Genomic DNA, 23,624 nt, shown 5'->3' with positions numbered 1-23,624 from the left:
CATGGTGTTAGGTGGAGGGCATGAACGCAGCGAGAGAAGAAGCCAACCAGCTCCTGGAGGGTATCGCCGGCCCCGGGGCCACCCTCCGCGATGACCAGTGGGTGGCCATTGACGCCCTGGTCAACCAGAGCAGACGCATGCTGGTGGTCCAGCGCACCGGCTGGGGTAAATCCGCCGTCTACTTCATCGCCGCCAAGCTGCTGCGCGCCCGGGGAGCCAGTGCCGCGGTGATCATCTCGCCGCTGTTGGCACTGATGCGTAACCAGGTCGCGGCGGCGGAACGCGCCGGGATCCGGGCGGCCACCCTCAACAGTGCGAACATGACCGACTGGGATCAGATCCAGACGGAGGTGACCGCAGGTGCAGTCGATGTGCTGCTGATCTCCCCGGAACGCCTCAACAACCCCGATTTCCGGGATGCCGTCCTGCCCCGCCTGGCCGCGGAGACCGGGTTGGTGGTGGTGGATGAGGCGCACTGTATCTCCGACTGGGGTCATGATTTCCGCCCCGATTACCGCCGCATCCGTGATTTGTTGGCAGGTCTGGCGCCGGGAGTGCCGGTGCTGGCGACCACCGCGACCGCCAATGACCGCGTGGTGGAGGATGTCCGCGCCCAGCTCGGGGAGGACACCGGTCTGCTGCGTGGTGGCCTGGACCGGGAATCGCTCCACCTCGCGGTGGTGAACCTCCCGGATTCCACGGCACGCCCCGCGTGGCTTGCCACCCACCTCAACCAGCTGCAGGGCTCCGGCATCATCTACTGCCTGACCGTGGCCGCCGCCCATGACCTGGCTGATGCACTCAACGCGGTGGGGTGGACCGTGGCCGCCTACACCGGCCGCACCGAGGCCGGGGAACGCGAACGCCTGGAACAGGCCCTGCTCAACAATGAGATCAAGGCGCTGGTGGCCACCTCCGCACTCGGCATGGGTTTTGACAAACCGGACCTCGGATTCGTGGTTCACCTGGGCGCACCCGGTTCGCCGGTGTCCTATTACCAGCAGATCGGCCGTGCCGGCCGTGGCACCGACCGCGCCGATGTCATCCTCCTGCCCGGCACCGAGGACAGGGAGATCTGGGAGTACTTCGCCTCCGTGTCCTTCCCACGGGAACCGGTGGTCCGCCAGCTGCTCAGTGTCCTCACCGAGGAGGCACAATCCACCATCAAACTGGAATCCCAGGTGGATCTGTCGAGATCCCGCCTGGAGCAGGTACTCAAGGTGCTCGATGTGGACGGCGCGGTCTGCCGCGTGCGTGGTGGCTGGGTCTCCACCGGGGCCGAGTGGATCTACGACGCCGAGCGCTACCGTGGTCTGGAACAGGCCCGCACCGAGGAACAGAACAGCATGCTCACCTACCAGCGCACCGACGGGTGCCGGATGCTCTATCTGCGCCGCGAACTGGATGACCACACCGCCACCGACCCCTGCGGACGCTGTGACAACTGCACCGGGAAGTACTGGCCCACCGAGACCGACAGTGCCGTCACCGCCGAGGTGGGCAGACAGCTCAGTGCACCGGGCACCCGGGTGCAGGCCAGGAAACAGTGGCCCACCGGCATCGCCGTGAAGGGGAAGATCAAGGGCCTCAACGAGGGCCGTGCACTGGGACGCCTCAACGACATCGGCCGTGGCCCGGCCCTGCGGGAGCTGCTGGACTCCGGCACCTTCACTGAGGAACCCTGGATGCAGCGGATCATCGCGGTGCTGGCGGACTGGGACTGGGCCACCCGCCCGGTCAACGTCGCAGCTCTGGGGCAGGTGGATGAGAAAAGAACCGCCCTGACCCAGCAGGTGGCGGAAACCATCGCCCGGGTGGGGCGGATGAACTACGCCGGGGTGCTCCCGGTGGCACCGGGGGCAGTGGAGGTGACCGCGCAGAACTCCGCCTACCGGGTGGCAGCACTGCTGGATCACTGGGATTACTCCCTGGGTCTGAACCTGGTGGACGGTCCGGTGCTCCTGGTCACCGATCTCATCGACACCGGGTGGTCCGTGACCGTGGCCGGAAGCGGTATCGCGGAACGCTCCGGGCAGGAGGTACTGCCGTTCGCACTGGCTAGTCGGGGATAAAAGCCAGGGGGCGCACCGGGAAACTGGCCCCACCCACCGGAACGGGGAAGGCGCAGACGATGGTGGCACCGGTATCGGGTACCCGCTCCAGCCGGGTGAGGTTCTCGATCTGCCAGTGGTCATGGTGCAGCCACCAGCTCTGGGCCTCAAGGGTGGGATCGGTGTCGGGGAGATCATGGCCGATCGCTGTGACACCACGGTCATGGAGGAGCTCCAATGCCGGAACGCTCCACCCGGGTGCCGTGCCCTCGGCACCCCAGTCCCATCCGGTGTGCAGGGCCACGAAGCAGCCTGGGGGAATCGGGCCGTGGGTGGCCTCGACCTCGCGCAGATGATCCGGGGTCAGCAGACCTGGTTGGTCAAACCGCACTGTATATAGAGGAAGAATCAACTCGTCCACTGCGATCTCATCCAGGGTGCGTCCCGTTGGATCAAAATGGGCCGGTGCGTCAATGTGGGTGCCCCAGGGCCCCACGAGGTGGTAGCGGTGCATGAGGAACCCATCATCGGCGATGGTGCTGATGGTCTCTGTCACCTGGTCCGGATCACCGGGATACCGGGGTTGACCTGGGTGAAACGGGTGGGAGAGATCAATGACCTTCATGGGACTAGAATATAAGGCCTATGTCTAAGAAGAAGCCCCGTCCCATTCCGGTTCCGGCCCAGTTCATTCCCGGACTCATCGATGCCCACACCCACCTGACCTCGTGCAGGGATGATATCGCCACGCTGGTGGCACGAGCGGGGGAGGCGGGCGTCGACAAGCTCTGCACCGTCGGTGACGGCCTCGAGGAGGCCGGGTTCGCGCTCGACGCCGCCCGGCAGTTCGATAATATGTGGGCGGCCTGTGCCATCCACCCGACCAAGGCCGGGCAACTGGATGAGGCCGCACGTCAGAGGTTGACCGAGATGGTTGCAGATCCGGCCTGCGTGGCGGTGGGGGAGACCGGACTGGACACCTACTGGATCACCCATGACCCGGAGAACACCGCGGATCTGGAGACCCAGGAGGAGGCGCTGCGCTGGCACATCGACCTGTCGGTGTCCGCGGGCAAGACCCTGATGCTCCACAACCGGGAGGCGGATGCGGACCTCATGCGGGTGCTGGCGGATGCTCCGGCCGCGCCGAACACCATCCTGCACTGTTTCTCCTCACCCCTGGAGATGGCTCGGGAGGCACTCGACCGGGGATATGTGTTGAGCTTCGCCGGGAATGTCACCTTCAAGCGCAATGAGGAGCTGCGCGAGGCAGCGCGTCTGGCCCCGCTGGAGCAGATCCTCATCGAGACGGATGCGCCGTACATGACCCCGGAGCCGTTCCGAGGAAGCAGGAACGAGCCCTCGCTGATCGGTCACACAGCCCTGTGTCTCGCTGAGGTGCGTGGCATGGCGGTCGAGGAGCTCGCAGAGGCGCTCGGGGCCAACTTCGACCGGGTTTATGGGCTCGCGACGCAGCCATAACCATAATCGTGACATAGCTCATAGGGTGGGTGAAGGTCGTGGTCATCTGTGGCTATTGGGACTGTTGCGTAGAAAGTTGCATGTCATCAGGGTTTAGTTCTGGACTCTCACGGGTCGTTATCGTATTGTGACTAAGTGTTCATCACCCCGAGAGCGAAGAAGTAGAGCATTCACATGGCGATTCATCAGAAATCCCGGATCAACCAACTCAACGGCACCCGGTCCGTGCCCTTGCGTCTGGCCACTGGCGGTATGCTCGCCACCCTGCTCATCGGTGGGGTCACCGTCGCCACGGCCAAGAAGGACGTCATCATCGACGTCAATGGCGAGCAGATCGCGCTGACCACCCTCTCGGGAACGGTCGAGGGTGCCTTGGAGCAGGCCGGCGTGGAGCTGGGCGCGCAGGATTTCGTCTCCCCCGCCCCTGATTCCTCCCTGACCAGTGAATCCGTGGTCACCGTGCGCACCGCCAAGCAGGTCGCCCTCGTGGTCGACGGTCGGGAAGAGACCCTCACCACCACCGCTGTCAGCGTTGAGGACCTCCTCGGCGAGCTGGATAAGATCAGCCCGGCCGATGCCATCGACGCCGACCCGGACACCACCATCCCGGAGTCCGGTCTCGAGCTGAAGGTGACCAAGCCGAAGATCATCTCCATCAACGACGGTGGCCGCGTGGTGTACACCTCCATCGCCGCAGGCACCGTCGGCGAGGTGCTGGAGCGTCGCGGCATCACCATCGATGAGGATGACCGCCTCAACCTGGATGCCAACCACAGGATCACCACCAACACCGAGATCGTCATCGACCGGGTGGAGACCGCCGAGGTCACCGAAACCGTCGACATCGCCGCACCCGTGACCTACGTGGACAATCCGGAGGCCGACAAGGGCACCGAGACCGTGGCCGCCGAGGGCACCCCGGGCGCCAAGGAGATCACCCGCCAGATCGTCACCGTCAACGGTGTCGAGGCGGAGAACGTGGTCCTCCGCGAGGTTGTGCTCACCGCCGCCACCCCCACCACCATTGAGCGTGGCACCAAGGTGGCCCCGACCACCGCCCCAGCCTCCGGCTCCCCCTCCGCGACATCCGGTTCCTCCGCGTCGGCCCCATCCGTGGCCGGTGGCTCCGTCTGGGACGCACTTGCCCAGTGTGAGTCCAACGGCAACTGGTCCATCAACACCGGCAACGGTTTCTCCGGTGGTCTGCAGTTCCACCCACAGACCTGGCAGGCCTACGGCGGCGGGCAGTACGCACCCACCGCAGGCGCAGCCACCCGCGAACAGCAGATCGTCATCGCCCAGAAGGTCCAGGCAGCCCAGGGCTGGGGTGCCTGGCCAGCCTGCACCGCCAAGCTGGGTATCCGCTAGTACCCCGGGGGAGATCCGTCCGTGGCACCCCACCGCTGCCGGGTGCCAACTGTCGGGCGGGATCACCGGCACGGTCAATAGTAGAAATCCCACATCCGGGCGGTAGATTGGGATGCTATGGAAGAACCTTCAGGTGCACAGCTGCTCGGACCGGTGGAGATCCGCGCGCTGGCGGAAAAGCTCGATGTCACCCCGACGAAGAAGTTGGGACAGAACTTCGTCCACGATCCCAACACCGTGCGACGCATTGTCGCCGCAGCTGACCTGACCCCGGAGGATCACGTCGTGGAGGTCGGCCCCGGCCTGGGGTCGCTGACCCTGGCGCTGGTGGAGAAGGCGGCGTCTGTGACCGCGGTGGAGATCGATCCCCGCCTCGCCGCTGAACTTCCCGCCACCTTCGCCTGGCGTGCCCCACAGCTGGCAGACAAACTGACCGTGGTGCAGAAGGACGCACTCAAGGTGCAGCAGTCCGATTTCGCCACCCAGCCCACCGCGCTGGTGGCCAACCTCCCGTACAACGTCTCCGTCCCGGTGCTGCTGCACATGCTGGCGGAATTCCCCACCATCACCAAGGTGCTGGTCATGGTCCAGCTGGAGGTCGCCGACCGGCTGGCCGCAGACCCGGGGTCGAAGATCTACGGTGTGCCCAGCGTGAAGGCATCGTTCTATGGGGACGTGTCCAAGGCGGGCACCATCGGCAAGCATGTGTTCTGGCCGGCCCCGCAGATTGAATCCGGGCTGGTCAAGATCGTGCGCACCAAGACCCCATGGCCACAGGATAAGGAAACCCGGGCGAAGGTCTGGCCTGTCATCGATGCCGCCTTCCTGCAGCGCCGCAAGACCCTGCGTGCCGCGCTGTCGGGTCATTTCAGTTCCGCCCCGGCCGCTGAGGAGGCCCTGCGCGCCGCCGGTATTGATCCGCAGTTGCGCGGCGAGCGCCTCGACGTGGCTGATTATGTGCGTCTGGCCGGGGTGATCGGATCGTGAGGATCACCGCCCGGGCCTGGGGCAAGATCAATCTGCATTTGGGGGTTGGCCCTGCCCGCGAGGACGGCTACCACGAACTGGTCACGGTCTTCCAGACCATTGATCTCGCGGAGACAATCACCCTGACCACACTCGAGGATGAGCTGGTGGAGGAGGGGAGCGTCGTCAAGCAACTCACGGTCACCGGACCGCGTGGGGTGCCCACCGGCCCGGATAACCTGGCGTGGCGGGCGGTGGACGCGCTCGTCGAGCGCCGCCGTGAGCGTGACCGTACGCCACTGCTGGCCGTCGACCTGCACATCACCAAGGGCATCCCCGTCGCCGGTGGCATGGCCGGTGGCTCCGCCGATGCGGCCGCCGCGCTGCGTGCGGTGGATGCCTGGATCGGCCCGTTCGGGGAGGAGACCCTGCTGGAGGTCGCCGCCGAACTCGGTTCGGATGTCCCGTTCTGCCTGCTCGGTGGTACCAAACTGGGCACCGGGCGTGGTGAGCAGCTGGTGGATATGCTCAGCCGCGGTACCTACCACTGGGCGCTCGTGGTCTCCCCGAAGGGACTGTCCACCCCGGAGGTGTTCGCCAAATTCGATGAGATGTCCCTGCAGTCCACCATGGATGTCACCCCGATGAGTCAGGCACTGCTTGACGGCAGCGCCGGGGCTCTCGCGGAGGTGTTGGAGAATGACCTCGCGCCCGCCGCACTCAGCCTGCGCCCCGATCTGCGCAAAACCCAGCTGGCGGGCCTGCGCGCCGGTGCCCTGACCACGATGGTCTCCGGTTCCGGCCCCACCATCGCCCTGCTCTGTGATGATGCCCAGTCCGCCCGGGATGTTGCGGATGCCCTCATGGAGGAAGGCATCGGCCTGTCCGTCCACCCCGCCACCAGCCCTGTCCCCGGGCCCGCGAAGAACCGCGGCGCCCACATCGTGTCCATCGAATCGGAGTAGAAGAAAACAACAATGGCCAATCTGATCAATCTGGAGAACGTCACCAAGACGTGGGGACTCAAGACGCTTCTCGACGGCGTCTCCCTCGGCGTTCAAACCGGCGACCGCATCGGTGTCGTCGGCCTCAACGGTGGCGGCAAGACCACCCTGCTTGAGGTGCTCACCGGCATTGAACCCCCGGATTCCGGCCGCGTCTCCCACAACTCCGACCTGCGCATGGCGGTGGTGACCCAGCGCGCCGAACTCAACGACGAGGATACCGTCGCCGATGTCGTGCTCGGGCCGCTGGGCCTGGAGGTCTTCGAATGGGCCTCCAACGCCACCGTCCGCGACGTGCTCGGTGGACTCGGCATCGTGGATCTGGGGCTGGACAGTAAGGTCGGTCAGCTCTCCGGAGGTGAGCGCCGCCGCACCAACCTCGCCGCCGCACTCGTGCAGGACCTCGACCTCATCATCCTCGACGAGCCGACCAACCACCTTGACGTGGAGGGTGTGCAGTGGCTGGCGGAGTATCTGCTCTCCCGCAGGATCGCCATTGTGGTGGTCACACACGACCGCTGGTTCCTGGACACCATTGCCACCACCACCTGGGAGGTGCATGACGGTGTGGTCGACGCGTATGAAGGCGGTTACAACGACTGGACCTTCGCGCGTGCCGAACGCTCCCGTCAGGCCGATGCCATCGAACAGCGCCGGCAGAACCTGGCCCGCAAGGAACTGGCCTGGCTGCGCCGCGGTGCACCGGCACGAACCTCCAAGCCGAAATACCGCATCGAGGCCGCCGAGGCACTCATCTCCGATGTCCCGCCACCACGGGACAAGGTCGAACTCATGGCCTTCTCCAAATCCCGTCAGGGCAAGGTGGTCATCGAGCTGGAGGATGCCCGCATTGAAACCCCCGACGGACGGATGCTGGTGGATGATCTCACCTGGCGCCTGGCACCGGGTGAACGCATCGGTCTGGTCGGTGTCAACGGTTCCGGCAAGACCACCCTGCTGCGTGCCCTGGCCGGCGAACACCCCCTGACTGCGGGCAAACGCATCGAGGGTCAGACCGTGCGCCTGGGATGGCTGCGTCAGGAACTCGATGACCTGGATCTGAAACGTCGTCTCATCGACTGCGTGGAGGATGTGGCCAGCTACGTCCAGATGGGGGACAAGCAAATCTCCGCCTCCCAGCTGGCGGAACGGCTCGGGTTCTCCCCGAAACGCCAGCGCACCCCCGTCGGTGACCTCTCCGGTGGTGAACGCCGCCGACTGCAGCTGACCCGTGTGCTCATGGCGGAGCCGAATGTGCTGCTGCTCGATGAGCCCACCAACGACCTGGATATCGACACCCTCCAGGAACTGGAATCCCTGCTCGACGGTTGGCCCGGCACCCTGGTGGTCATCTCCCACGACCGTTACCTCATCGAACGTGTCACCGACTCCACCTGGGCCCTGTTCGGCGATGGCAAGCTCACCAACCTGCCCGGCGGCATCGAGGAGTACCTGGCCCGCCGCGTCGCCATGGCGGAGGCGGAGGGCGCGGGTGTGCTCGACCTCGGTGCGGGAATCACCGCGGGTTCTGATGCTGCAGGTGCCGCAGGTGCCGCAGGTGCCGCAGGTGCTGGCACCGGAAATTCCGGCGCCGCACGTTCCGCCACCCCGGCGGCAGGTTCGGGGGCTTCCGGATCCGCGACCTCCGGGCTGTCCGCCCAGGAACACCAGCGCATCACCAAGGAGATGAACGCCCTGGAACGCAAGATGGGCAAGCTGGATCAGCAGATGGATAAGCTCAACCAGCAGCTCGCCGATGCCGCGGAGAAGATGGACACCGCGAAACTGACCGAGCTGGACACCACACTCCGTGCCGTCCGTGAGGAGCACTCCGAACTGGAGATGCAGTGGCTGGAGCTGGGCGAAGAGATCGAAGGGTAGGAACGATGGCACAGGTCGGAAGCGGACTCCCGGAACACGAAGCCGCCGCAGCGCAGCGGGAGCACCGCACGCACGCAGAACTGCGGCAGACCCCCGCGGATGTTCTCATCATCGGCAGTCAGGTGGTCTACGGCACGGTGGGCATGAGCGCGGCGCTGCCCGTCCTGCACCGCGAGGGGTTGCACGTGCTGGCGGTTCCGACCATTGTGCTCAGCGCCATGCCGCATTACGCCAACTGCCATGCGGTGCCCCATGATGCCGGGTGGCTGGCCGACACCCTCAATGACCTGGTGGTGCTGGGTCTGGTCGATGAGATCACCACGATCGCCACGGGGTATTTCGCCTCCGCGGAACAGGTGGAGGTGGTGGCCACGTGGCTACGCCAAATCCGCCTCAGCCACCCGCATATCACGGTGGTGGTCGATCCCACCATCGGCGACTATGACGTGGGGGTCTACACCGCGCCGGGTATCGACGCCGCCCTGCGTGAGCACCTGGTTCCCCTGGCCACCGGCCTGGTCCCCAACGCCTTCGAGTTCTCCCACCTGACCGACCAGGCTGACGATCCGGTGGCGGCGGCCCGCGCCATGCTGGGCGAGCACGGCCAGTGGGTCGTGGTGACCAGTTCTGAGGTGGCGGGGGAGACGGTCACCGACCTGATCATCACCCGCGACAGCACCACGCAGGTGAGCAATCCCCTGGTGGTCACCGGCGCGAAGGGGGCGGGCGATGTGTACGCAGCAGCGCTGGTCGCCGGTCTCCACAACAAGATGACGCTTGTCGACGCCGCCACCCACGCCGCCGCGACGGTTCACGCCGGGCTCACCGCCCGCGCGCTCTAGGCGGGGGTCAGTCCTCCTCGGCGAGCAGGCTGCCGATGAGCAGGCCCAGCACGAAGTCATCCACCTGACCGAACTGGACCTGACGGATCCGGCCCTTCCTATCCACCAGGATCGTCGACGGCGTGCCCTCCAGGCGGTACTTCTTCATGGTCGAGGGAATGCGCTGGCCCTCCCGGGGGCGGTCCACCGCGACCGGGAAGGTGATCCCGAATTCCGACATGAACACCTTCAACGCCGCAGGTGTCATGACCTCGTGGTGCTCAAACACACTGTGCAGGCCGATGACCTGCAGGGCGGACTCCTCTACCTTGCGGTGGATCTTCACCGCCTGGGGGAGGGAATGATTCACGCATCCCGGACACAGCATCTGGAAGACCTCGATGAGCACCACCTTCCCCCGTAGATCGTCCGGCGTCAGACCGGGATGATTGATCCACTCCGAGACATCCAGTTCCAGCAGTGGGGCGTTGTCCAGGGCCGATGACATGGGGACCAGCTCCTCAGGTGATGATGTAGGGCCTGTCAGTGGTGTGCCTCACATCCTAGCGGTTCCGCCCATCATTGGGTCACGGCGACGGGCAGCGGTCCTTTCGGTAGGGTTGGTCACATGATTTTAATCAACGTTCGTTTCCGCCCCCTGCCCGAGTACGTCGACACCTTCCGCGAGCAGGTCGCCGAGTTCACCGAGAAGACCCGCGCGGAGGAGGGCAACATCTTCTTCGACTGGTCCATCAACACCGATGACCCCTCTGAGTTCATCCTCATCGAGGCCTTCGAGGATGACGCCGCCGAGGCACATGTCAACAGTGAGCACTTCAAGGCAGCTGGCGAGCTGTTCCCGAAGATCCTGAAGGAGACCCCTCAGATCATCAACACCCTCATCGAGGGCAAGACGGACTGGGACCGCATGGCGGAGTTCTCCGTCGGATAGCACATCCCTATTACCACCCCTGCGAAGTGAGGTCCGGCCCACAATGATATCAGAGTGTGGGCCATGGCATATTTGATAAAACGGCGGTAAGCTGGGGATATGCATATCGTCAACATCAGATTCAAGCCCAAGGCAAAGTACGTCGAGACTTTCCGCTACACCGTCGACAAATTCACCGAAGAGGCCAGGACCAATGAGAATTGCCTCTACTTCGAGTGGTTCCGCAGCACCGACTACCCCGGTGAATATGTCCTGATCGGTGTGTTCACCGATGAGGGCGCGGTCAGCTTCAAAAAGGGTGAGCCCTATATCCGGGCTCAGGAAACCCTGCCACCGCTGCTCCAGCAAACACCCCTCATCGTGGAAAGTGAATTTCCCAGGAAGAAGGGGTGGGAGCGGTTCCACGACTTCACCGTCTACTGATCATCCCACCACCTTCCGATACAACCCCTCACCTGTGGCATCAACCGTGCTGACAGGGGAGGGGTTGCGTTATCCCGCAGGCCCCGCACCCTTGTAGGATTGGATCATGGACAAGATGGACAACGCCCCGATGCCCACCTTCGGCAAGGAGCTTCCGAAACTCGACAACAGGGCCTATAAGAAGGAGCTCAAGCGACTTCAGGCGGAACTCGTCGAGATGCAGCAGTGGGTCGTGGAAACCGGCTCCAGGGTGGTCATCGTGATGGAGGGCCGTGATGCGGCCGGTAAGGGCTCGGCAATCAAACGGATCACCCAGTACCTCAACCCCCGTACCGCCCGCATCGAGGCGCTGCCCACCCCCACCTCACGGGAGAAGGGGCAGTGGTATTTCCAGAGGTACGTGGAGAAACTGCCCGCCGCCGGTGAGATCGTCATCTTCGACCGTTCCTGGTACAACCGCGCCGGTGTTGAACGCGTCATGGGATTCTGCACCTCCCAGGAGTACCGCCGTTTCCTCCACCAGGCACCGATCTTCGAGCGCCTGCTCGTCGAAGACGGCATCCATCTGCGGAAATACTGGTTCTCGGTCTCCGATGAGGAACAGCTGGCACGTTTCCGCAGTCGCCTCAGTGATCCCCTGCGCCGGTGGAAGCTGTCCACCATCGATCTCCACTCGATCACCAGGTGGGAGGACTATTCACGGGCCAAGGATGAGATGTTCATCCACACCGACATCCCCTCGGCCCCCTGGTACACCGTCGAGTCGGAGGACAAGAAGCGTTCCCGCATCAATGTCATCTCCCACATCCTCAACACCATCCCCTACGAGAAGATCGAGCGCCCCCTGCCGGAGATCCCGGAACGACCCGAGCAGGAGAGTGATTATATCCGTCCGCCGCGCGATGAGTTCCGTTATGTCCCCGATGTCGCCGCCTGTCTGGAGGAGCACCGGGTAGCCGCGGCCAGGGAGAAGGCTAAGGCGGAGGAGAAGGTCCGGGAGGAGGCGGAGCGGGCGCTGGCTGAGGAGCTGGCGGCCGAGAAGGTGAAGGCCGCCAAGAAGGCCAAGAAGGCCAAGAACGCCAAGGCAGTGAAGAAAGCCGGGAAGTCGGGGAAGGACGGGAAATAATCCCGGTCCCCGGCCTCGACCGGGCCTAGTTCTTCCCGTCGTTCTTACCGTCCAGCATGTCACCCAGCACCAGCAGGACACCATCCTCGGCATTCGAGGGTGCCCTGCGGTCGGCGATGGCCATGATGTCCGGGTGGGCATTGTCCATGGCGTAGGAGGTGCCAGCCACCTGGAGAAGCTCCATGTCGTTGAGATAATCGCCGAACGCCACCGACTGGTCCACCGGGATGTTCATGGCCAGGCAGAGGGACACCAGGGCCCGGCCCTTGTCGGCTGACTGGTCCATGATGTCCACCCAGTGCTTACCGGAGACCACCACCTTGTTATCGGGGGCCGCGTCACGCAGGACCGGTGCGACCATGGTTTCCGCGTCCTCGAAGGTGAACACGGCCACCTTGATCACATCATCGGTGACCACCTCGTGCAGATCCTCCACCTCATCGAGGGCGAGGTAGTACTTGGAGCCCTCGGCGCGGAAGGCCTCGTCATTGCGCTCGACGTACGCGCGTTCAGGGCGACAGACGACCACACCCATGTCGATATCCGAGTCGCGGGCCGCGGTGATGACCGCGTGGACAGCCTCGGGGTCGATGGGGGTCATGGAGATGATCTCACCGTCGTGGACCACCACCGTGCCGTTCTCGGCAATATACGACATCGGTTCACCGGCGCGTTCGAACTGGTGACGCAGGGTGGCGAGCTGACGGCCGCTGGCGGGGGCGAAGGCCACACCGCGTTCCCGGAGGTCGTCCAGAAGGCTCCAGAAACCCTCGGGGATGTGCCCCTCGGGGTTGAGCAGCGTGCCGTCCATGTCGGTGACGACAAGGCGAAAGTCCATTTGGTTGGTTTCCTTTCCGATTATGTCTTGTTCAGCCATTGTCCCACACCTCCGGCTGCCCGGCCATACCTATTTTCAGCCAGCCCGGCCTGTGATATGTCACACTTGATCCATGGCTGATAACACCGATAACACCACGTCCCTCACCACCTCTGTCACCGCACCGCGTACCGATACCCAGGTGATCAACTACTTCGTCCAGCATTCCACCGGGGTGATCGAACTCAACCGCCCCAAGGCGCTCAACTCCCTCAACCAGGAGATGGTTGATCTCATCCAGGAGGCCCTGGATAAATGGATTGATGATGACGCCGTGCACCGCGTGCTCATCTACTCGACCACCGACCGTGCCTTCTGTGCGGGCGGCGATGTCCGCGCGGTCCGTGAGGCCGTCCTGGGGAACAATATCGAGGCCGGTGACCACTATTTCATCGAGGAGTTCGTGATGAATGATGATCTGGGCAATTTCCCCAAGCCGGTCATCTCCATCATCGATGGCGTGGTCATGGGCGGTGGCCTGGGGGTGTCCATGCACGGATCCCACCGGGTGATCACGGAGAAGGCGTTTGCCGCCATGCCGGAGATGGCGATCGGGTACACCCCCGATGTCGGTTTCACCTACTTCATCCAGCAGGTCACCACCCCGGCCATCGGCAAGTTCCTCGCGGTCACCGGATGGCGGATGAGCCCCGCGGACATGCTCTGGGCGGGTGTGGCCACCGACTTCATCGAATCCAGGGACGTGGAGGCCTTCAAACAGACCGTCATCGAGCGGTCCCTGGAGGAGGCACTCGAGGAGTTCCGGTCCCAACCGGAGGGGGAGAGTGACCTGGCACAGCTCGCACCCCGCATCGAGGAGACCTTCGGGCACGAGCGGTGGGAGCTTATCGACGAAGCCCTCACCCACCACCCCGATCAGGAGTTCGTTGATCAGGTCAGGGACCTCATGGGTGGGGCGGCCCCCGCATCGGTGGTGGCGGCCATCCTGCTCATGGAGGCCAACCGTGGGGTGGCCACGTTGCGGGAGGGGTTGGACAATGAACTCGCGCTCAGCCTGCACATGATCCGTCAGCCGGATTTCGCCGAGGGGGTGCGCGCCGTCCTGGTGGACAAGGACCGCAATGCCGCCTTCACCCCGGCTGATTATGCCGGGGTGGATGAGGCGGTGTTCCGCGACCTGTTGTCATGAGTGCGGGGTTTCCTCCCACCTTTTGCTACCTTTGACAGTGACCCATTTGGTTGATGGGCACCAACTTTTGAAGGAAGGTGTGGAGTGAAGCCGCTGGCGAAGATCCCCGTGCCGTGGGGTTGGTACCTCGGCATCGTCGGATTGATCGTGGTGAGCGTGGCGGTGTCTGCATCGATGCTCAGCCTGGTTCCGCAGCAGATGCCGGCCCGTGTGAGCAGTGGGCTGGTTGCCCTGGGCGGTTCCTATTCACCACCGATGAGCACCGGTACGCTCATCGCCCGGGTTACCGCCGGTCCGCTGCTCGTTCTGATCATCTCTGTGGGAATCTCGGTTCTGATCTCCTCCCAGTCGGCCCGGTTGTGGCAGAACCACCCCGACGCCTCAGCCGTTGCGGTGGGACGGCGCTGGGCTTTCCTGAACAATGTGCAGTCCTGCCTGGGCTGGTTCAGTTTCTTCACCGCGGCGATCCTGGCGGTGTCCTCGATCCGCTTCAACAGCCCCGGTTTTGTCACCGCCATCGAGATGTCCGCCTATGTGGTGTGTATCGCGGTGCTGTCCTGGGCGTTGTTGGTGTCCCTGCGGCGCGGTCAGCTCCTCATCGACCGGGCTCTGCCCATGGGCGAGGATGACACCAGCCTGAAATGGGGGTTGGTCTATCACAATCCGGCTGACCCACGGGTGTTCGTGGAGCTCGACGGTGGACAGACCACGGTGGTGAACATGGCCCGCCCGGCATCCTGGGGGCTGGTGGTGGCCATGGTCATCCCGGCGATCTTCATCGTGGGCCTGGTCATCTACGTCAGCTGATCGACCCGATCTGATTGCCCCGGAATTCCATGGTGATATGACGGTTGTCCACCGTGATCCGGGACCCGTCGAAGGGGACCTGACGTTGGGTGGCATAAGCGGCCACAGCGCGCCGGGCATCCAGTTCCTGGTCCAGCCGCGTGTGCAGGGTCGCTTCGATAGCCGCATGGGAGGCCGGGGGCAGGTGGAGCCGGGGATGGTTGATCAGCAGCACGGTCTGGAATCCCTCCCCGGTATCCACGGTGGCGTGGGTCCACAGCTGCAGCACCGGTTTGGCCACCGCCGTTAGATCGAGCTGGTTGGCCTGCGCCACCGGCAGGGTGGGACTGACCAGGGGCAGTAACCCGTTGTCCACACCGAACTGACGCAGGCCCCCGGAGCCCTGCCCGCGGACCCGGGTATCAGCCCAGGCCCAGCGCCACACCCCACCGTCAATGGTGGCCAGGGGCAGGGCGGACACCTCGAGTTGCCCCTCGATGACCGCGGTGCCCGCCTGGGGGTTGTACGACACCTGGCGGGTGGGGGACAGGGCGTCGAAAAGCAGCTGGTGCTCAGCTGAGGAGAACGCAGAATCCGCGCGCACATCGCGCAGGGTCAGGCCCCCGGTCACCTCGACGGGGCGGTCCTGCCGGAAGGTGACGGCGGTGCCGTTGCTCAACGCGGTGTAGCTGGGGTTCCTCTGGATGCCCAGCCCCCGGAACGCGGCGTAGGAGGATAATGCGCGGTGGGCATCGGCGTGCGACGGCAGGAGGGCCAGTCCCTCCACGAGATCGGTGCGGATGTCGGTGGGGTGGTGGGGATCATTGAGCACCACCAGAGCCTGACCCCGCTTGCCGAAGGGGGCGATGAAGGCGGGGGCATTACCGTGTAGGGTCCGCGCCGCCCGGATCAGTTCATCGGACAGCGGTTGGGTGCCGTGCAGCTCGGGGATGTCAAAGCCCGCGCCCTGGTCCTCGACCCAGGTGAACTGTTCCCCGTTGATCCACGCCACCACAGTTCCTGTGGTGTCGAAGGGCTCCCCCTGCGCGCGGTTGATGCGGACCTGGGCGATGGGGGTGTTCTCGGTACCGTTGACCAGGTTGAACTCCACTCCCCGGATCCTCCCGAGCCGCGTGGCGAAGGCGCGGTCGACACCGGTCTGGGCCAGAAAACCGTCGGTGATGATATCGGAGAGGGATGTGGGGGGAGGGATCTGCATTCCTCAAGGATAGGCAATCTCACCGCACCCGACACTGTCCGCCTGATCACTACCGCTACCGGTGACGGGTTTGGTTTCCGGCTGCGGGGTCTGTGAAGATGGAGCATAGTGCTTAGAACAATTCCCTTATATTTACGGAAAGAGCCATCCGTGCGCGCTGTAAAATCCCGAATTCTCACCACCGCCGTGGCCACCATGCTGGGCGTGGGCACCATCGCCGCAGGCACCACTGGCGCCTACGCCTATGACTACGGCATGGACCCCCGGGCGAATGGCAATCCCATTCGCGATATCACCGAACGGCCTGCTGGCATATCCGATATTCCTCTTATTGGTGACTGGTTGACATCGACAGGTTCATCGGATGCATCAGCGTCCAGCGGATTCATCACCTCCGCGCGTCCGCAGGAAGGCGACCCACGGTATCCCGACGGCAAGGCTCATCTGCCGAAGGCCCAGATTGATATGAACCCCGAGGTGCTCGCGCGTCTGGAACGGTTCGCCAACGTGGATGGGGAACGGATCCGACAGATCAACGCCTACTCGCCGTCCATGGAACGGTGGATCCCCCTGGTGTGGATCGTGCCGGAGGACACCTCCACGCCCCGCCCCACCCTCTACGCCCTCGGTGGAGCCGACGGGGGGCTGGGGTATGACAACTGGATCAACAACACCGACATGGTTGAGTTGATGAGCTCGAACAATGTTAACGTCATCCTGCCAATGCTGGGTTCTTACAGCTATTACGCCGACTGGGTGGAGGAGAATGATTCCCTTGGAGGCAAGCAGCAGTGGGAAACATTCCTGACCCACGAGTTGCCGGAGCCCCTGGAAGCCGCCATTGGCGGCGACGGCCAGCGCAGCCTGATCGGCATGTCCATGTCGGGTGGATCTGTGGTCAACATCGCCTCCCACCAGCCCAATTTCTACTCCTCGGTGGCGGCGCTGTCCGGTTGTGCGGAGACCAACTCCTGGATCGGGCGACGGGGTATTGCCGCTACCGTCTACAACGGCAATGCCACCCCCACCCAGATCTTCGGTGAGGTGGACAGTGATTATTCCCGGTACAACGACCCGGTGATCAACGCCCACCGGCTGGCGGACCAGGACAACCTGTACGTGTTCGCCGCCTCCGGTGTGTGGTCCGAGATCGATGTGGAGGGCGAGAACGCTCCCACTGACGAGGACGGCCTGAAAGACCGCCTCACCGCCGGTTTCCGCATCGAGGCCCTGTCGAATACCTGCACGCATAACCTCAAGGCGGCAACCGACTACCACGGCATCGACACGATCCACTACGATTTCCGACCCACCGGCACTCATGCCTGGGATTATTGGAATGAGGCTCTCCACCGCTTCTTCCCCCTGATGATGCAGGGCTTCGGACTCGATGGCGGCCCGATCCCGGACTACAACGACACCGGTCTGGACCAGTCCACCCTGTCGTCCACGTTGTCCTCGGGCAGCAGTCTCGCCGGTGCAGCCGGAGCACTGGAGGGCAGTTCGCCGAGCGCCGGGACGGGAAGCTCCACCCGTGAGTTCATCGCCGGCAGCTCGGCTCTGGACTCGCTGTCCAGCGCCACCGGCAGCGTCTACGAGGACTAGCGTTGTTCGTGGCAAAGGCCCGACCCCCAGCGTGGGAGTCGGGCCTTTACCATGTCGCGGGTGCTTGTCGACGCGGGACAGTAAGGCGTCGATAAGCACCCGCTGCGGGGATCACCCGTCGAGTCGCACCATCCGGCAGGCACGGCGCACCAGTTGCGCGCCGACCTCGATGTCGCGGGGTTCGGGGAGCCGGTAGTACCAGTCCAGTGCCACACGAACGGTGGTGGCGATGGTGTTGATGGCCACGCACGCCTCGAACTCATCCAGCTCCGGTGCCCGGGGGTGGACCGCCGGAAGCAGGGGAACCACGATGGCCCCGGCATTCGGGTGCTGCGGGGTGGGGCTGAGCGCCCCGATGATCTCCGAGATCCGGAACAGGGAGCCGAAGGAATCCAGTTCATCCTCCCCGGTGCGCAGATGCTCCACGACGAGGTGTTCCACCGCCTCCACCAACCGCATCTGCTCCGGGAGTTCATCGAGTTGATCGATGAGGTTGCTGATCTGGTCGGAGAGGAAACCCAGCAGGGCCTCCTCACGTGAGGCGAAATAGTTGTGGAAGGTCCTGGCCGACACCCCCGCCCGGGCGGCGATCTCAGCGATGATCAGGCCCTCCGGGCCGTGATCCAGGGCGAGCTCGGCTGCCGCCCGGGTCAGTGCGGTGCGGGTTGCGGCCTTCTTGGTCTCACGAAGCCCCGACACCGACGGATTCCTTCGGGTTCTCACGGAGCTCGCGGGTGCGCTGCTCATCGTATTCGCTTAAGGCCTCACCCTCGACGTCGATATTGGGCAGGATCCTGTCCAGCCACTGAGGCAACCACCAGGCACGGTCGCCGAGCAGGAACATCGTCGCCGGGATGATGGTCATGCGGACGATGAAGGCATCGAAGAAGATGGCGATCGCGAGAGCGAAGCCCATCGTCTTGATGAACGACATGTCCTGCGCGATGAAGGCCGCGAACACGGAGATCATGATCAGGGCGGCGGCGGTGACCACGCGGGCACCGTGCTTGAAACCGTTGGAGGTGGCATTGCCGGCGGTCTTACCCTTGGTGAAGCCCTCACGCATGCGGGTGACCAGGAAGATCTGGTAATCCATGGCCAGGCCGAAGACCAGGCCGATGAGCATGATCGGCAGGAAGGACAGGATCGGCTGCGGATCGCTGATGATACCCAGCCAGCCCTCCTGGAAGATGGCGACGGTGGCGCCGAAGGTGGCGGCCACCGACAGGCCGAAGCCGAGCGCGGCGATCAGCGGGACCCAGATGGAACGGAACACCAGCAGCAGGACGATGAAGGCCAGGGCCAGCACGATCCCGATGTAGGGGAGCAGGGCATCGGAGAGTCGCTCGGAGATGTCGTCGTAGATCGGGGTGACGCCGGTGATGCCGTAGGTGGCACCGGTCGCGTCCTCGAAGCCGGTGATATCGGCGCGCAGCTGCCCGAGGGTCTCGGAGGTGCGTTCATCAATGGCATCGAATTCAGGGGTGATGAGGATCTGCGCGGTGTCGAAATTCTCGGTGGTCTGGGCGACCTGGGCATTGGCGACGCCCTCGGTGCCCAGGAACTGTTCCACGGCCTGACCGAAGACCAGCGGGCGTTCCTGCTCCGGCACATCCACGGCATCCACCAGCGCGATCATCGGGGCGTTACGGCCCGGGCCGAACGCCTCGGCTGTCATGTCGTAAGCCTCGCGTGGGGCGGTGCCCGGGGTGGCGGTGCCGTCGGTGGGCATGGCCAGACGCATGCCGGCGGCCGGGATGGCGATGATCCCCAGCAGGATCACACCCACCAGCAGGTGGGTGACCGGGCGTTTGCGGATCCGGCGGACCCACTGCAGGCCCATGGTCGGGTGCTCATCCTCGGGGTCGGGGACCTTCGGTCCCGGCACGCGCGCGGCGAAGATCCTGGTGCCCAGCAGACCGACGAGAGCAGGCAGGAAGGACACGGCGATGAGCACCGCGAGGAACACGGTGGCACCGGCGGCCAGTGCCATGGCGGTGAGGAACGGGATGTTGATGATGGACAGGGCCACCAGGGCGATGAGCACGGTGATGCCAGCGAAGACCACGGCGGAGCCGGCGGTACCCACGGCCATACCCATGGCGTGGGAACGGGTGGCCAGGTCCATGGTGCGCAGACGCTGGGCGAGTTCCTTCGGTTCCAGGTCATTGGCCCCGGACTGGGAGATCAGCTCATTACGGAACCTGGAGACGATGAACAGGGCGTAGTCGATGCCCACGGCCAGACCGATCATGGTGGCCAGCACCGGGGTCATGTCATTGATGTCATCGGAGAACACGGTGGCCAGGGACACACCGAGGACACCGATGCCGACGCCGACGATCGCGGAGATCAACGGCATACCGGCGGCGATGAAGGAACCGAAGGTGACGATCAGGACGACGGCCGCGACCAGGAGACCGACGATCTCGGAGGTCATGTTGATGGAGGTCGCCGCAGCACCGAAGACGTTGCCGTTGTACACAACGGTGAGATCGCCCTCGTTGTACTCGTCGAGGATGTCGGTGACCGCCTCACGCTCCTCGGCGGTGATGTCCATGACGGCCGGTGCATCGAAGGTCATGGAGACAATGCCGGTGGTCTCATCGGGGCTCAGGGGGCTGATGGCGGCCAGGTCGGCGGCGATCTTCTCCTCCGGGATACCCTGAGCCTGCAGCTGTGGGGTCATCTGTGCGGCCAGGCCCTGGGCAGCCATCACGGGGTCGATGACGGTGGTCTCGGGATCGACGAGCACACCGGTGTCACGGACCTCCGCGAGCATGGCGTTGACCTCGGCGGAGATCTCGGGATCGGTGAGGGTGGTTCCCTCCGGGGCCTGGATCACCACGTTGCCGGTGGGGGCGCTGGTAGCGTCCTCCGCTGCGGGGAAACGTTCCTGCATCTTCTCCATGGTGACCACGGAATCAATGCCGGGGATGGAAAACGAGCTGGTGGTTGGTTTGGCGAACAGGCCTGCGAGGGTGCCGACAGCGATGAGCAGCACCATCCAGAAGGCCAGGAACGGCCATTTCTTCCGGTAGGCGGTCGAGCCCAACCTGTAGAGGAGTTTTGACATGGGTCCTTCACTTGTTGATCGGTCCAGCGGGGTGGTGGGGAAGTTCCGGGTCCGGTGGTTATTTGCACACCGGATGAAAACTTGCAGAACGGGTGCAAGTTTACGGGCGGGGGGAGGGGATCAGCCAGTCACACGGGCTGTTTGTGACGCATCCAACGTCGAGGAAGGGGCGTGATGGGTGTTGCGGGCCGGGAAACCAGGACAGGCGTACTGAAATGGTTTTATGCTGGTGTCATGACTGACACACATGGCTCCTTCATTCCCACCGCCGACCTCGTTGACATCATCGGCGACGACGTCCGCTCCTGCGACACCCAGTTCCGTAACCTCGGTGGCCGCACCGACTTCCACGGAACCATCACCACCGTGAAATGCTTCCAGGACAACGCCCTGCTCAAGTCCGTCCTCGGTGAGGACAATCCCGGCGGCGTGCTCGTCATCGACGGGGATGCGTCACTGCACACCGCACTCGTCGGCGACATCATCGCAGGCCTGGGTAAGGATCACGGGTGGGCCGGAGTGGTGGTCAACGGTGCCATCCGCGACTCCGCGGTCATCGGTGAGATGGAGTTCGGCTGCAAGGCCCTGGGCACCAACCCCCGCAAGTCCTCCAAGACCGGCGCGGGTGAGCGTGACGTGGTGATCTCCTTCGGTGGGGTCGATTTCATCCCGGGGCATTACCTGTATGCGGACTCCGACGGTATCGTGGTTACCGAAAACCCGGTGGAGGCCCCAGCAGGCACCTAGCCGGACGTGACGCCGGAACGGCGTAACGTTTCCTGCGGCCGATCCGACATCCCCCACGGTGAATCGGTCCCGTGGCCGCTGAACAGATCTGAACAGCTACCCGGGAGAGGGTTTTCACCACTGTTGTCGATCGAATGAAAGAGTGCCCCTGTGCTACTAGCCGTGAGTTTCGCATTGCTGGACTCAGTAAATGTCTTACTCATCGGAATCGTCGTGGCGATCGGGGCCTTTCTTCCCCGGTCCGGCAGATACGGGCTGATCGCCTTCCTGCTCATCCTCGGTGACTGGCTGGGGGTGTTCCTCCTGTGCATCGTGGTCATGGTCATCTTCGATGGGCTCGGGGATCTGATCCAACAGTTCCTCGACTCACCGGTGTTCGGCATCGTGCTCATCGTCGTCGGTGTGGCCTCCTTCATCGCCACCAAGCTGAGCAGGGGTGATGGCAATACCGACATGATTGAACGGTTCCTGGCCCCGGTGCGCAGGCCCTCGTTGTTGACGGTCGGTGCGGGCCTGCTCCTCGGCCTCATCCAGTCCGCGACCTCCGCACCCTTCTACGCCGGCCTGGCGGTGCTCAGTGCGGGTGATTTCAGCGTGGCCGTCCGGTACGGCGGACTGATCATCTACGCCAGCCTCGCACTCAGCCTGCCGACGATCATCGCCTTCCTGGTCGGTTGGGTCCGGGCCTACCCGGAGAGCCCCGTGGGTGTTCTCTTCGACAAGGCCGGGCAGAACAAGACCGCGCTGGCCAAATGGGCCGGATACCTGGTGGCCATCGTGCTGACGGCCATGGGTGCACTCTCATTGATCTAGATGGCGTAATACCGCCACGGCATGCGACAACCCCCGAGTCCCGGGTGCCTGAACCGCGCCCCGGGATCAGGGGTTGCAAGTATCTGCTCGTGCTGCTTTAACCGTTGGTCGGGGAGACCTCCAGGACCGCCTTGATGGTGCCACCCTCGTGGGCATCATGGATGGCCGTGTCGATCTCATCGAAGCTGTAGGTGGTGATCAGCCGGTCGAAGGGGAACCGGCCCTGTTTGTACAGGTCGATGAGTGCGGGGATCAGGGTGAGGCTGTTGGAGGAACCACCCAGGGTGCCCACCACCGTCTTGCCGAACAGTGTGCGCATGTGGTCGAGGGAGAAGCGTGCCTCAGCCGGTGCGCCACCGACGAGAATGAAGGTGCCCATCAGACCGACGGCATCCGCGGCCTGCTCGATCACCCTGATGCTGCCGGTGCAGTCCAGGACGTAGTCGGCCGGACCACCACAGATCTCGGTCACGGCATCGACGATGTCACGGTCACCGGTGTTGACGGTGTGGGTGGCACCGAGTTCGCGTGCAAGTTCCAGGCGGGAATCCTGCAGATCCATGGCGATGATCTTCGTGGCGGGCGTGTTGTGGGCAGCCATGATCGCCCCGAGCCCGACAGCCCCGGCACCGATGATGACGATGGATTCCCCGGGCTGGGGCTGCGCGGTGTTGAACACCGCACCCGCGCCGGTGGTGATGCCACACGCGAGTGGCCCCAGCAGCAGAAGGTCGATGTCCTTATCCACCTTCACCACAGCATTCGCACGGGTCAGGGAGTAGGTGGCGAAGGAGGACTGGCCGAAGAAATGCCCGGACAGCGCGGTGCCGTCGGCGCGGGTGTAGGCGGAGGACCCGGCATCGGGTCCATGCAGACGCACACCGGCGAGCAGTTCGGCCCCGATGTTGAGGCAGTAGCGGTGCTCACCGCGGATGCAGTTGCGGCATTCACCGCAGTAGGGCCATCCCATGATGACGTGATCACCCGGTGTCACCGTGGTCACCCCCTCACCGACGGCCTCGACAACACCGGAACCCTCGTGGCCCAGAACACCCGGGAGTGGCAGGGGCATATCCCCGGACTGGGTGTTCAGATCCGTGTGGCAGACACCGGTGCCGACAACCCTGACCAGCACCTCCCCGGGGCCGGGATCTGCAAGGGTGAGCTGCTCACGGCGGAAGGGGGCGCCGATTTCCTCAATGACATAGGCATCGATGTTCATGGGGGTGTCCTCATTTCTGGGCATGGGTATGAGTGAATGTGTAGCTACCCCGGAG

The 23,624-nt window shown here is 64.2% G+C and carries 22 protein-coding genes; 15 read left to right on the top strand and 7 right to left on the bottom strand.

Annotation, left to right across the window (positions count from 1 at the left end; translation table 11 throughout):
* Nucleotides 1–20: 20 nt before the first annotated feature.
* The gene (locus H9627_RS10405) at nucleotides 21–2,072 is read left to right on the top strand and encodes a RecQ family ATP-dependent DNA helicase (protein ID WP_191733975.1); all 2,052 of its coding nucleotides are present in this window, start codon (nucleotides 21–23) and stop codon (nucleotides 2,070–2,072) included.
* On the opposite strand, the gene H9627_RS10400 is transcribed toward H9627_RS10405, so the two are convergent.
* Complete coding sequence (locus H9627_RS10400; protein WP_191733974.1) at nucleotides 2,059–2,676, bottom strand: cyclase family protein; 618 nt, start codon at nucleotides 2,674–2,676, stop codon at nucleotides 2,059–2,061. The genes H9627_RS10405 and H9627_RS10400 overlap by 14 nt on opposite strands.
* Before the next feature lie 20 nt (nucleotides 2,677–2,696).
* Here H9627_RS10400 and H9627_RS10395 point away from each other — a divergent pair, with 20 nt between their 5' ends.
* From H9627_RS10395 to H9627_RS10370, 6 genes are all read left to right on the top strand, one after another.
* On the top strand, nucleotides 2,697–3,533 hold the full coding sequence (locus tag H9627_RS10395) for a TatD family hydrolase (RefSeq protein WP_191733973.1): 837 nt from the start codon (nucleotides 2,697–2,699) through the stop codon (nucleotides 3,531–3,533).
* Between the two features lie 174 nt (nucleotides 3,534–3,707).
* Nucleotides 3,708–4,901, top strand: a complete 1,194-nt coding sequence (locus H9627_RS10390; protein ID WP_191733972.1) for a resuscitation-promoting factor — start codon at nucleotides 3,708–3,710, stop codon at nucleotides 4,899–4,901.
* A gap of 117 nt (nucleotides 4,902–5,018) precedes the next feature.
* Nucleotides 5,019–5,888 (top strand): 16S rRNA (adenine(1518)-N(6)/adenine(1519)-N(6))-dimethyltransferase RsmA, encoded by an 870-nt coding sequence (gene rsmA, locus H9627_RS10385; RefSeq protein ID WP_191733971.1) that lies wholly within the window; start codon nucleotides 5,019–5,021, stop codon nucleotides 5,886–5,888.
* A complete protein-coding gene (locus H9627_RS10380) occupies nucleotides 5,885–6,832 on the top strand; it encodes a 4-(cytidine 5'-diphospho)-2-C-methyl-D-erythritol kinase (protein WP_191733970.1) in 948 nt (315 codons plus the stop codon). Before rsmA ends, H9627_RS10380 begins: the two co-directional genes overlap by 4 nt.
* Before the next feature lie 12 nt (nucleotides 6,833–6,844).
* Nucleotides 6,845–8,752, top strand: a complete 1,908-nt coding sequence (locus tag H9627_RS10375; protein WP_191733969.1) for an ABC-F family ATP-binding cassette domain-containing protein — start codon at nucleotides 6,845–6,847, stop codon at nucleotides 8,750–8,752.
* Between the two features lie 5 nt (nucleotides 8,753–8,757).
* On the top strand, nucleotides 8,758–9,594 hold the full coding sequence (locus H9627_RS10370; RefSeq protein WP_191733968.1) for a pyridoxal kinase: 837 nt from the start codon (nucleotides 8,758–8,760) through the stop codon (nucleotides 9,592–9,594).
* Between the two features lie 7 nt (nucleotides 9,595–9,601).
* On the opposite strand, the gene H9627_RS10365 is transcribed toward H9627_RS10370, so the two are convergent.
* A complete protein-coding gene (locus H9627_RS10365; protein ID WP_191733967.1) occupies nucleotides 9,602–10,081 on the bottom strand; it encodes a TlpA disulfide reductase family protein in 480 nt (159 codons plus the stop codon).
* A gap of 120 nt (nucleotides 10,082–10,201) precedes the next feature.
* Here H9627_RS10365 and H9627_RS10360 point away from each other — a divergent pair, with 120 nt between their 5' ends.
* From H9627_RS10360 to ppk2, 3 genes are all read left to right on the top strand, one after another.
* A complete protein-coding gene (locus H9627_RS10360) occupies nucleotides 10,202–10,525 on the top strand; it encodes a putative quinol monooxygenase (RefSeq protein ID WP_191733966.1) in 324 nt (107 codons plus the stop codon).
* A gap of 99 nt (nucleotides 10,526–10,624) precedes the next feature.
* Complete coding sequence (locus H9627_RS10355; RefSeq protein WP_191733965.1) at nucleotides 10,625–10,948, top strand: putative quinol monooxygenase; 324 nt, start codon at nucleotides 10,625–10,627, stop codon at nucleotides 10,946–10,948.
* Between the two features lie 106 nt (nucleotides 10,949–11,054).
* Nucleotides 11,055–12,074 (top strand): polyphosphate kinase 2, encoded by a 1,020-nt coding sequence (ppk2, locus tag H9627_RS10350; protein WP_191733964.1) that lies wholly within the window; start codon nucleotides 11,055–11,057, stop codon nucleotides 12,072–12,074.
* 25 nt (nucleotides 12,075–12,099) lie between these two features.
* On the opposite strand, the gene H9627_RS10345 is transcribed toward ppk2, so the two are convergent.
* A complete protein-coding gene (locus tag H9627_RS10345; protein ID WP_191733963.1) occupies nucleotides 12,100–12,912 on the bottom strand; it encodes an HAD family hydrolase in 813 nt (270 codons plus the stop codon).
* 112 nt (nucleotides 12,913–13,024) lie between these two features.
* Between H9627_RS10345 and H9627_RS10340 the strand changes: the two genes are divergently transcribed.
* Together H9627_RS10340 and H9627_RS10335 are read left to right on the top strand one after the other, a co-directional pair.
* A complete protein-coding gene (locus H9627_RS10340) occupies nucleotides 13,025–14,101 on the top strand; it encodes an enoyl-CoA hydratase/isomerase family protein (RefSeq protein ID WP_225213751.1) in 1,077 nt (358 codons plus the stop codon).
* An 84-nt stretch (nucleotides 14,102–14,185) separates the two neighbouring features.
* A complete protein-coding gene (locus tag H9627_RS10335; RefSeq protein ID WP_191733962.1) occupies nucleotides 14,186–14,908 on the top strand; it encodes a hypothetical protein in 723 nt (240 codons plus the stop codon).
* Here H9627_RS10335 and H9627_RS10330 read toward each other — a convergent pair.
* Nucleotides 14,901–16,106: a DUF6882 domain-containing protein gene (locus tag H9627_RS10330; protein WP_191733961.1), complete on the bottom strand. Its 1,206-nt coding sequence runs from the start codon at nucleotides 16,104–16,106 to the stop codon at nucleotides 14,901–14,903. The two genes, H9627_RS10335 and H9627_RS10330, sit on opposite strands and share 8 nt — an antisense overlap.
* Before the next feature lie 150 nt (nucleotides 16,107–16,256).
* On the opposite strand from H9627_RS10330, the gene H9627_RS10325 reads away from it, so the two are divergent.
* A complete protein-coding gene (locus tag H9627_RS10325; RefSeq protein ID WP_191733960.1) occupies nucleotides 16,257–17,711 on the top strand; it encodes an alpha/beta hydrolase in 1,455 nt (484 codons plus the stop codon).
* A 111-nt stretch (nucleotides 17,712–17,822) separates the two neighbouring features.
* Here the strand turns inward: H9627_RS10325 and H9627_RS10320 are convergent, their stop codons facing one another.
* Nucleotides 17,823–18,410 carry a TetR/AcrR family transcriptional regulator gene (locus H9627_RS10320; RefSeq protein ID WP_191733959.1) on the bottom strand — a complete coding sequence of 196 codons (588 nt, stop codon included), beginning with the start codon at nucleotides 18,408–18,410 and terminating at the stop codon, nucleotides 17,823–17,825.
* A complete protein-coding gene (locus H9627_RS10315) occupies nucleotides 18,394–20,787 on the bottom strand; it encodes an MMPL family transporter (RefSeq protein WP_191733958.1) in 2,394 nt (797 codons plus the stop codon). Before H9627_RS10315 ends, H9627_RS10320 begins: the two co-directional genes overlap by 17 nt.
* A 234-nt stretch (nucleotides 20,788–21,021) precedes the next feature.
* Between H9627_RS10315 and rraA the strand changes: the two genes are divergently transcribed.
* A complete protein-coding gene (gene rraA, locus H9627_RS10310; protein WP_191733957.1) occupies nucleotides 21,022–21,534 on the top strand; it encodes a ribonuclease E activity regulator RraA in 513 nt (170 codons plus the stop codon).
* 150 nt (nucleotides 21,535–21,684) lie between these two features.
* Nucleotides 21,685–22,347: a hypothetical protein gene (locus tag H9627_RS10305; RefSeq protein WP_191733956.1), complete on the top strand. Its 663-nt coding sequence runs from the start codon at nucleotides 21,685–21,687 to the stop codon at nucleotides 22,345–22,347.
* 97 nt (nucleotides 22,348–22,444) lie between these two features.
* Here the strand turns inward: H9627_RS10305 and H9627_RS10300 are convergent, their stop codons facing one another.
* Complete coding sequence (locus H9627_RS10300) at nucleotides 22,445–23,593, bottom strand: NAD(P)-dependent alcohol dehydrogenase (RefSeq protein ID WP_225213749.1); 1,149 nt, start codon at nucleotides 23,591–23,593, stop codon at nucleotides 22,445–22,447.
* Between the last annotated feature and the right edge of the window lie 31 nt (nucleotides 23,594–23,624).

This window comes from Corynebacterium gallinarum (assembly GCF_014837045.1).
Classification (GTDB): domain Bacteria; phylum Actinomycetota; class Actinomycetes; order Mycobacteriales; family Mycobacteriaceae; genus Corynebacterium; species Corynebacterium gallinarum.
This window is presented reverse-complemented; position numbering and strand designations above follow the sequence as displayed.

Excerpts from the sequence above, each read along its gene's own strand:
- H9627_RS10405 (WP_191733975.1), top strand. The coding sequence starts at position 21 with ATGAACGCAGCGAGAGAAGAAGCCAACCAGCTCCTGGAGGGTATCGCC.
- H9627_RS10400 (WP_191733974.1), bottom strand. The coding sequence starts at position 2,676 with ATGAAGGTCATTGATCTCTCCCACCCGTTTCACCCAGGTCAACCCCGG.
- H9627_RS10395 (WP_191733973.1), top strand. The coding sequence starts at position 2,697 with ATGTCTAAGAAGAAGCCCCGTCCCATTCCGGTTCCGGCCCAGTTCATT.
- H9627_RS10390 (WP_191733972.1), top strand. The coding sequence starts at position 3,708 with ATGGCGATTCATCAGAAATCCCGGATCAACCAACTCAACGGCACCCGG.
- rsmA (WP_191733971.1), top strand. The coding sequence starts at position 5,019 with ATGGAAGAACCTTCAGGTGCACAGCTGCTCGGACCGGTGGAGATCCGC.
- H9627_RS10375 (WP_191733969.1), top strand. The coding sequence starts at position 6,845 with ATGGCCAATCTGATCAATCTGGAGAACGTCACCAAGACGTGGGGACTC.
- H9627_RS10370 (WP_191733968.1), top strand. The coding sequence starts at position 8,758 with ATGGCACAGGTCGGAAGCGGACTCCCGGAACACGAAGCCGCCGCAGCG.
- H9627_RS10365 (WP_191733967.1), bottom strand. The coding sequence starts at position 10,081 with ATGTCATCGGCCCTGGACAACGCCCCACTGCTGGAACTGGATGTCTCG.
- H9627_RS10360 (WP_191733966.1), top strand. The coding sequence starts at position 10,202 with ATGATTTTAATCAACGTTCGTTTCCGCCCCCTGCCCGAGTACGTCGAC.
- H9627_RS10355 (WP_191733965.1), top strand. The coding sequence starts at position 10,625 with ATGCATATCGTCAACATCAGATTCAAGCCCAAGGCAAAGTACGTCGAG.
- ppk2 (WP_191733964.1), top strand. The coding sequence starts at position 11,055 with ATGGACAAGATGGACAACGCCCCGATGCCCACCTTCGGCAAGGAGCTT.
- H9627_RS10345 (WP_191733963.1), bottom strand. The coding sequence starts at position 12,912 with ATGGACTTTCGCCTTGTCGTCACCGACATGGACGGCACGCTGCTCAAC.
- H9627_RS10340 (WP_225213751.1), top strand. The coding sequence starts at position 13,025 with ATGGCTGATAACACCGATAACACCACGTCCCTCACCACCTCTGTCACC.
- H9627_RS10330 (WP_191733961.1), bottom strand. The coding sequence starts at position 16,106 with ATGCAGATCCCTCCCCCCACATCCCTCTCCGATATCATCACCGACGGT.
- H9627_RS10315 (WP_191733958.1), bottom strand. The coding sequence starts at position 20,787 with ATGTCAAAACTCCTCTACAGGTTGGGCTCGACCGCCTACCGGAAGAAA.
- rraA (WP_191733957.1), top strand. The coding sequence starts at position 21,022 with ATGACTGACACACATGGCTCCTTCATTCCCACCGCCGACCTCGTTGAC.
- H9627_RS10300 (WP_225213749.1), bottom strand. The coding sequence starts at position 23,593 with ATGCCCAGAAATGAGGACACCCCCATGAACATCGATGCCTATGTCATT.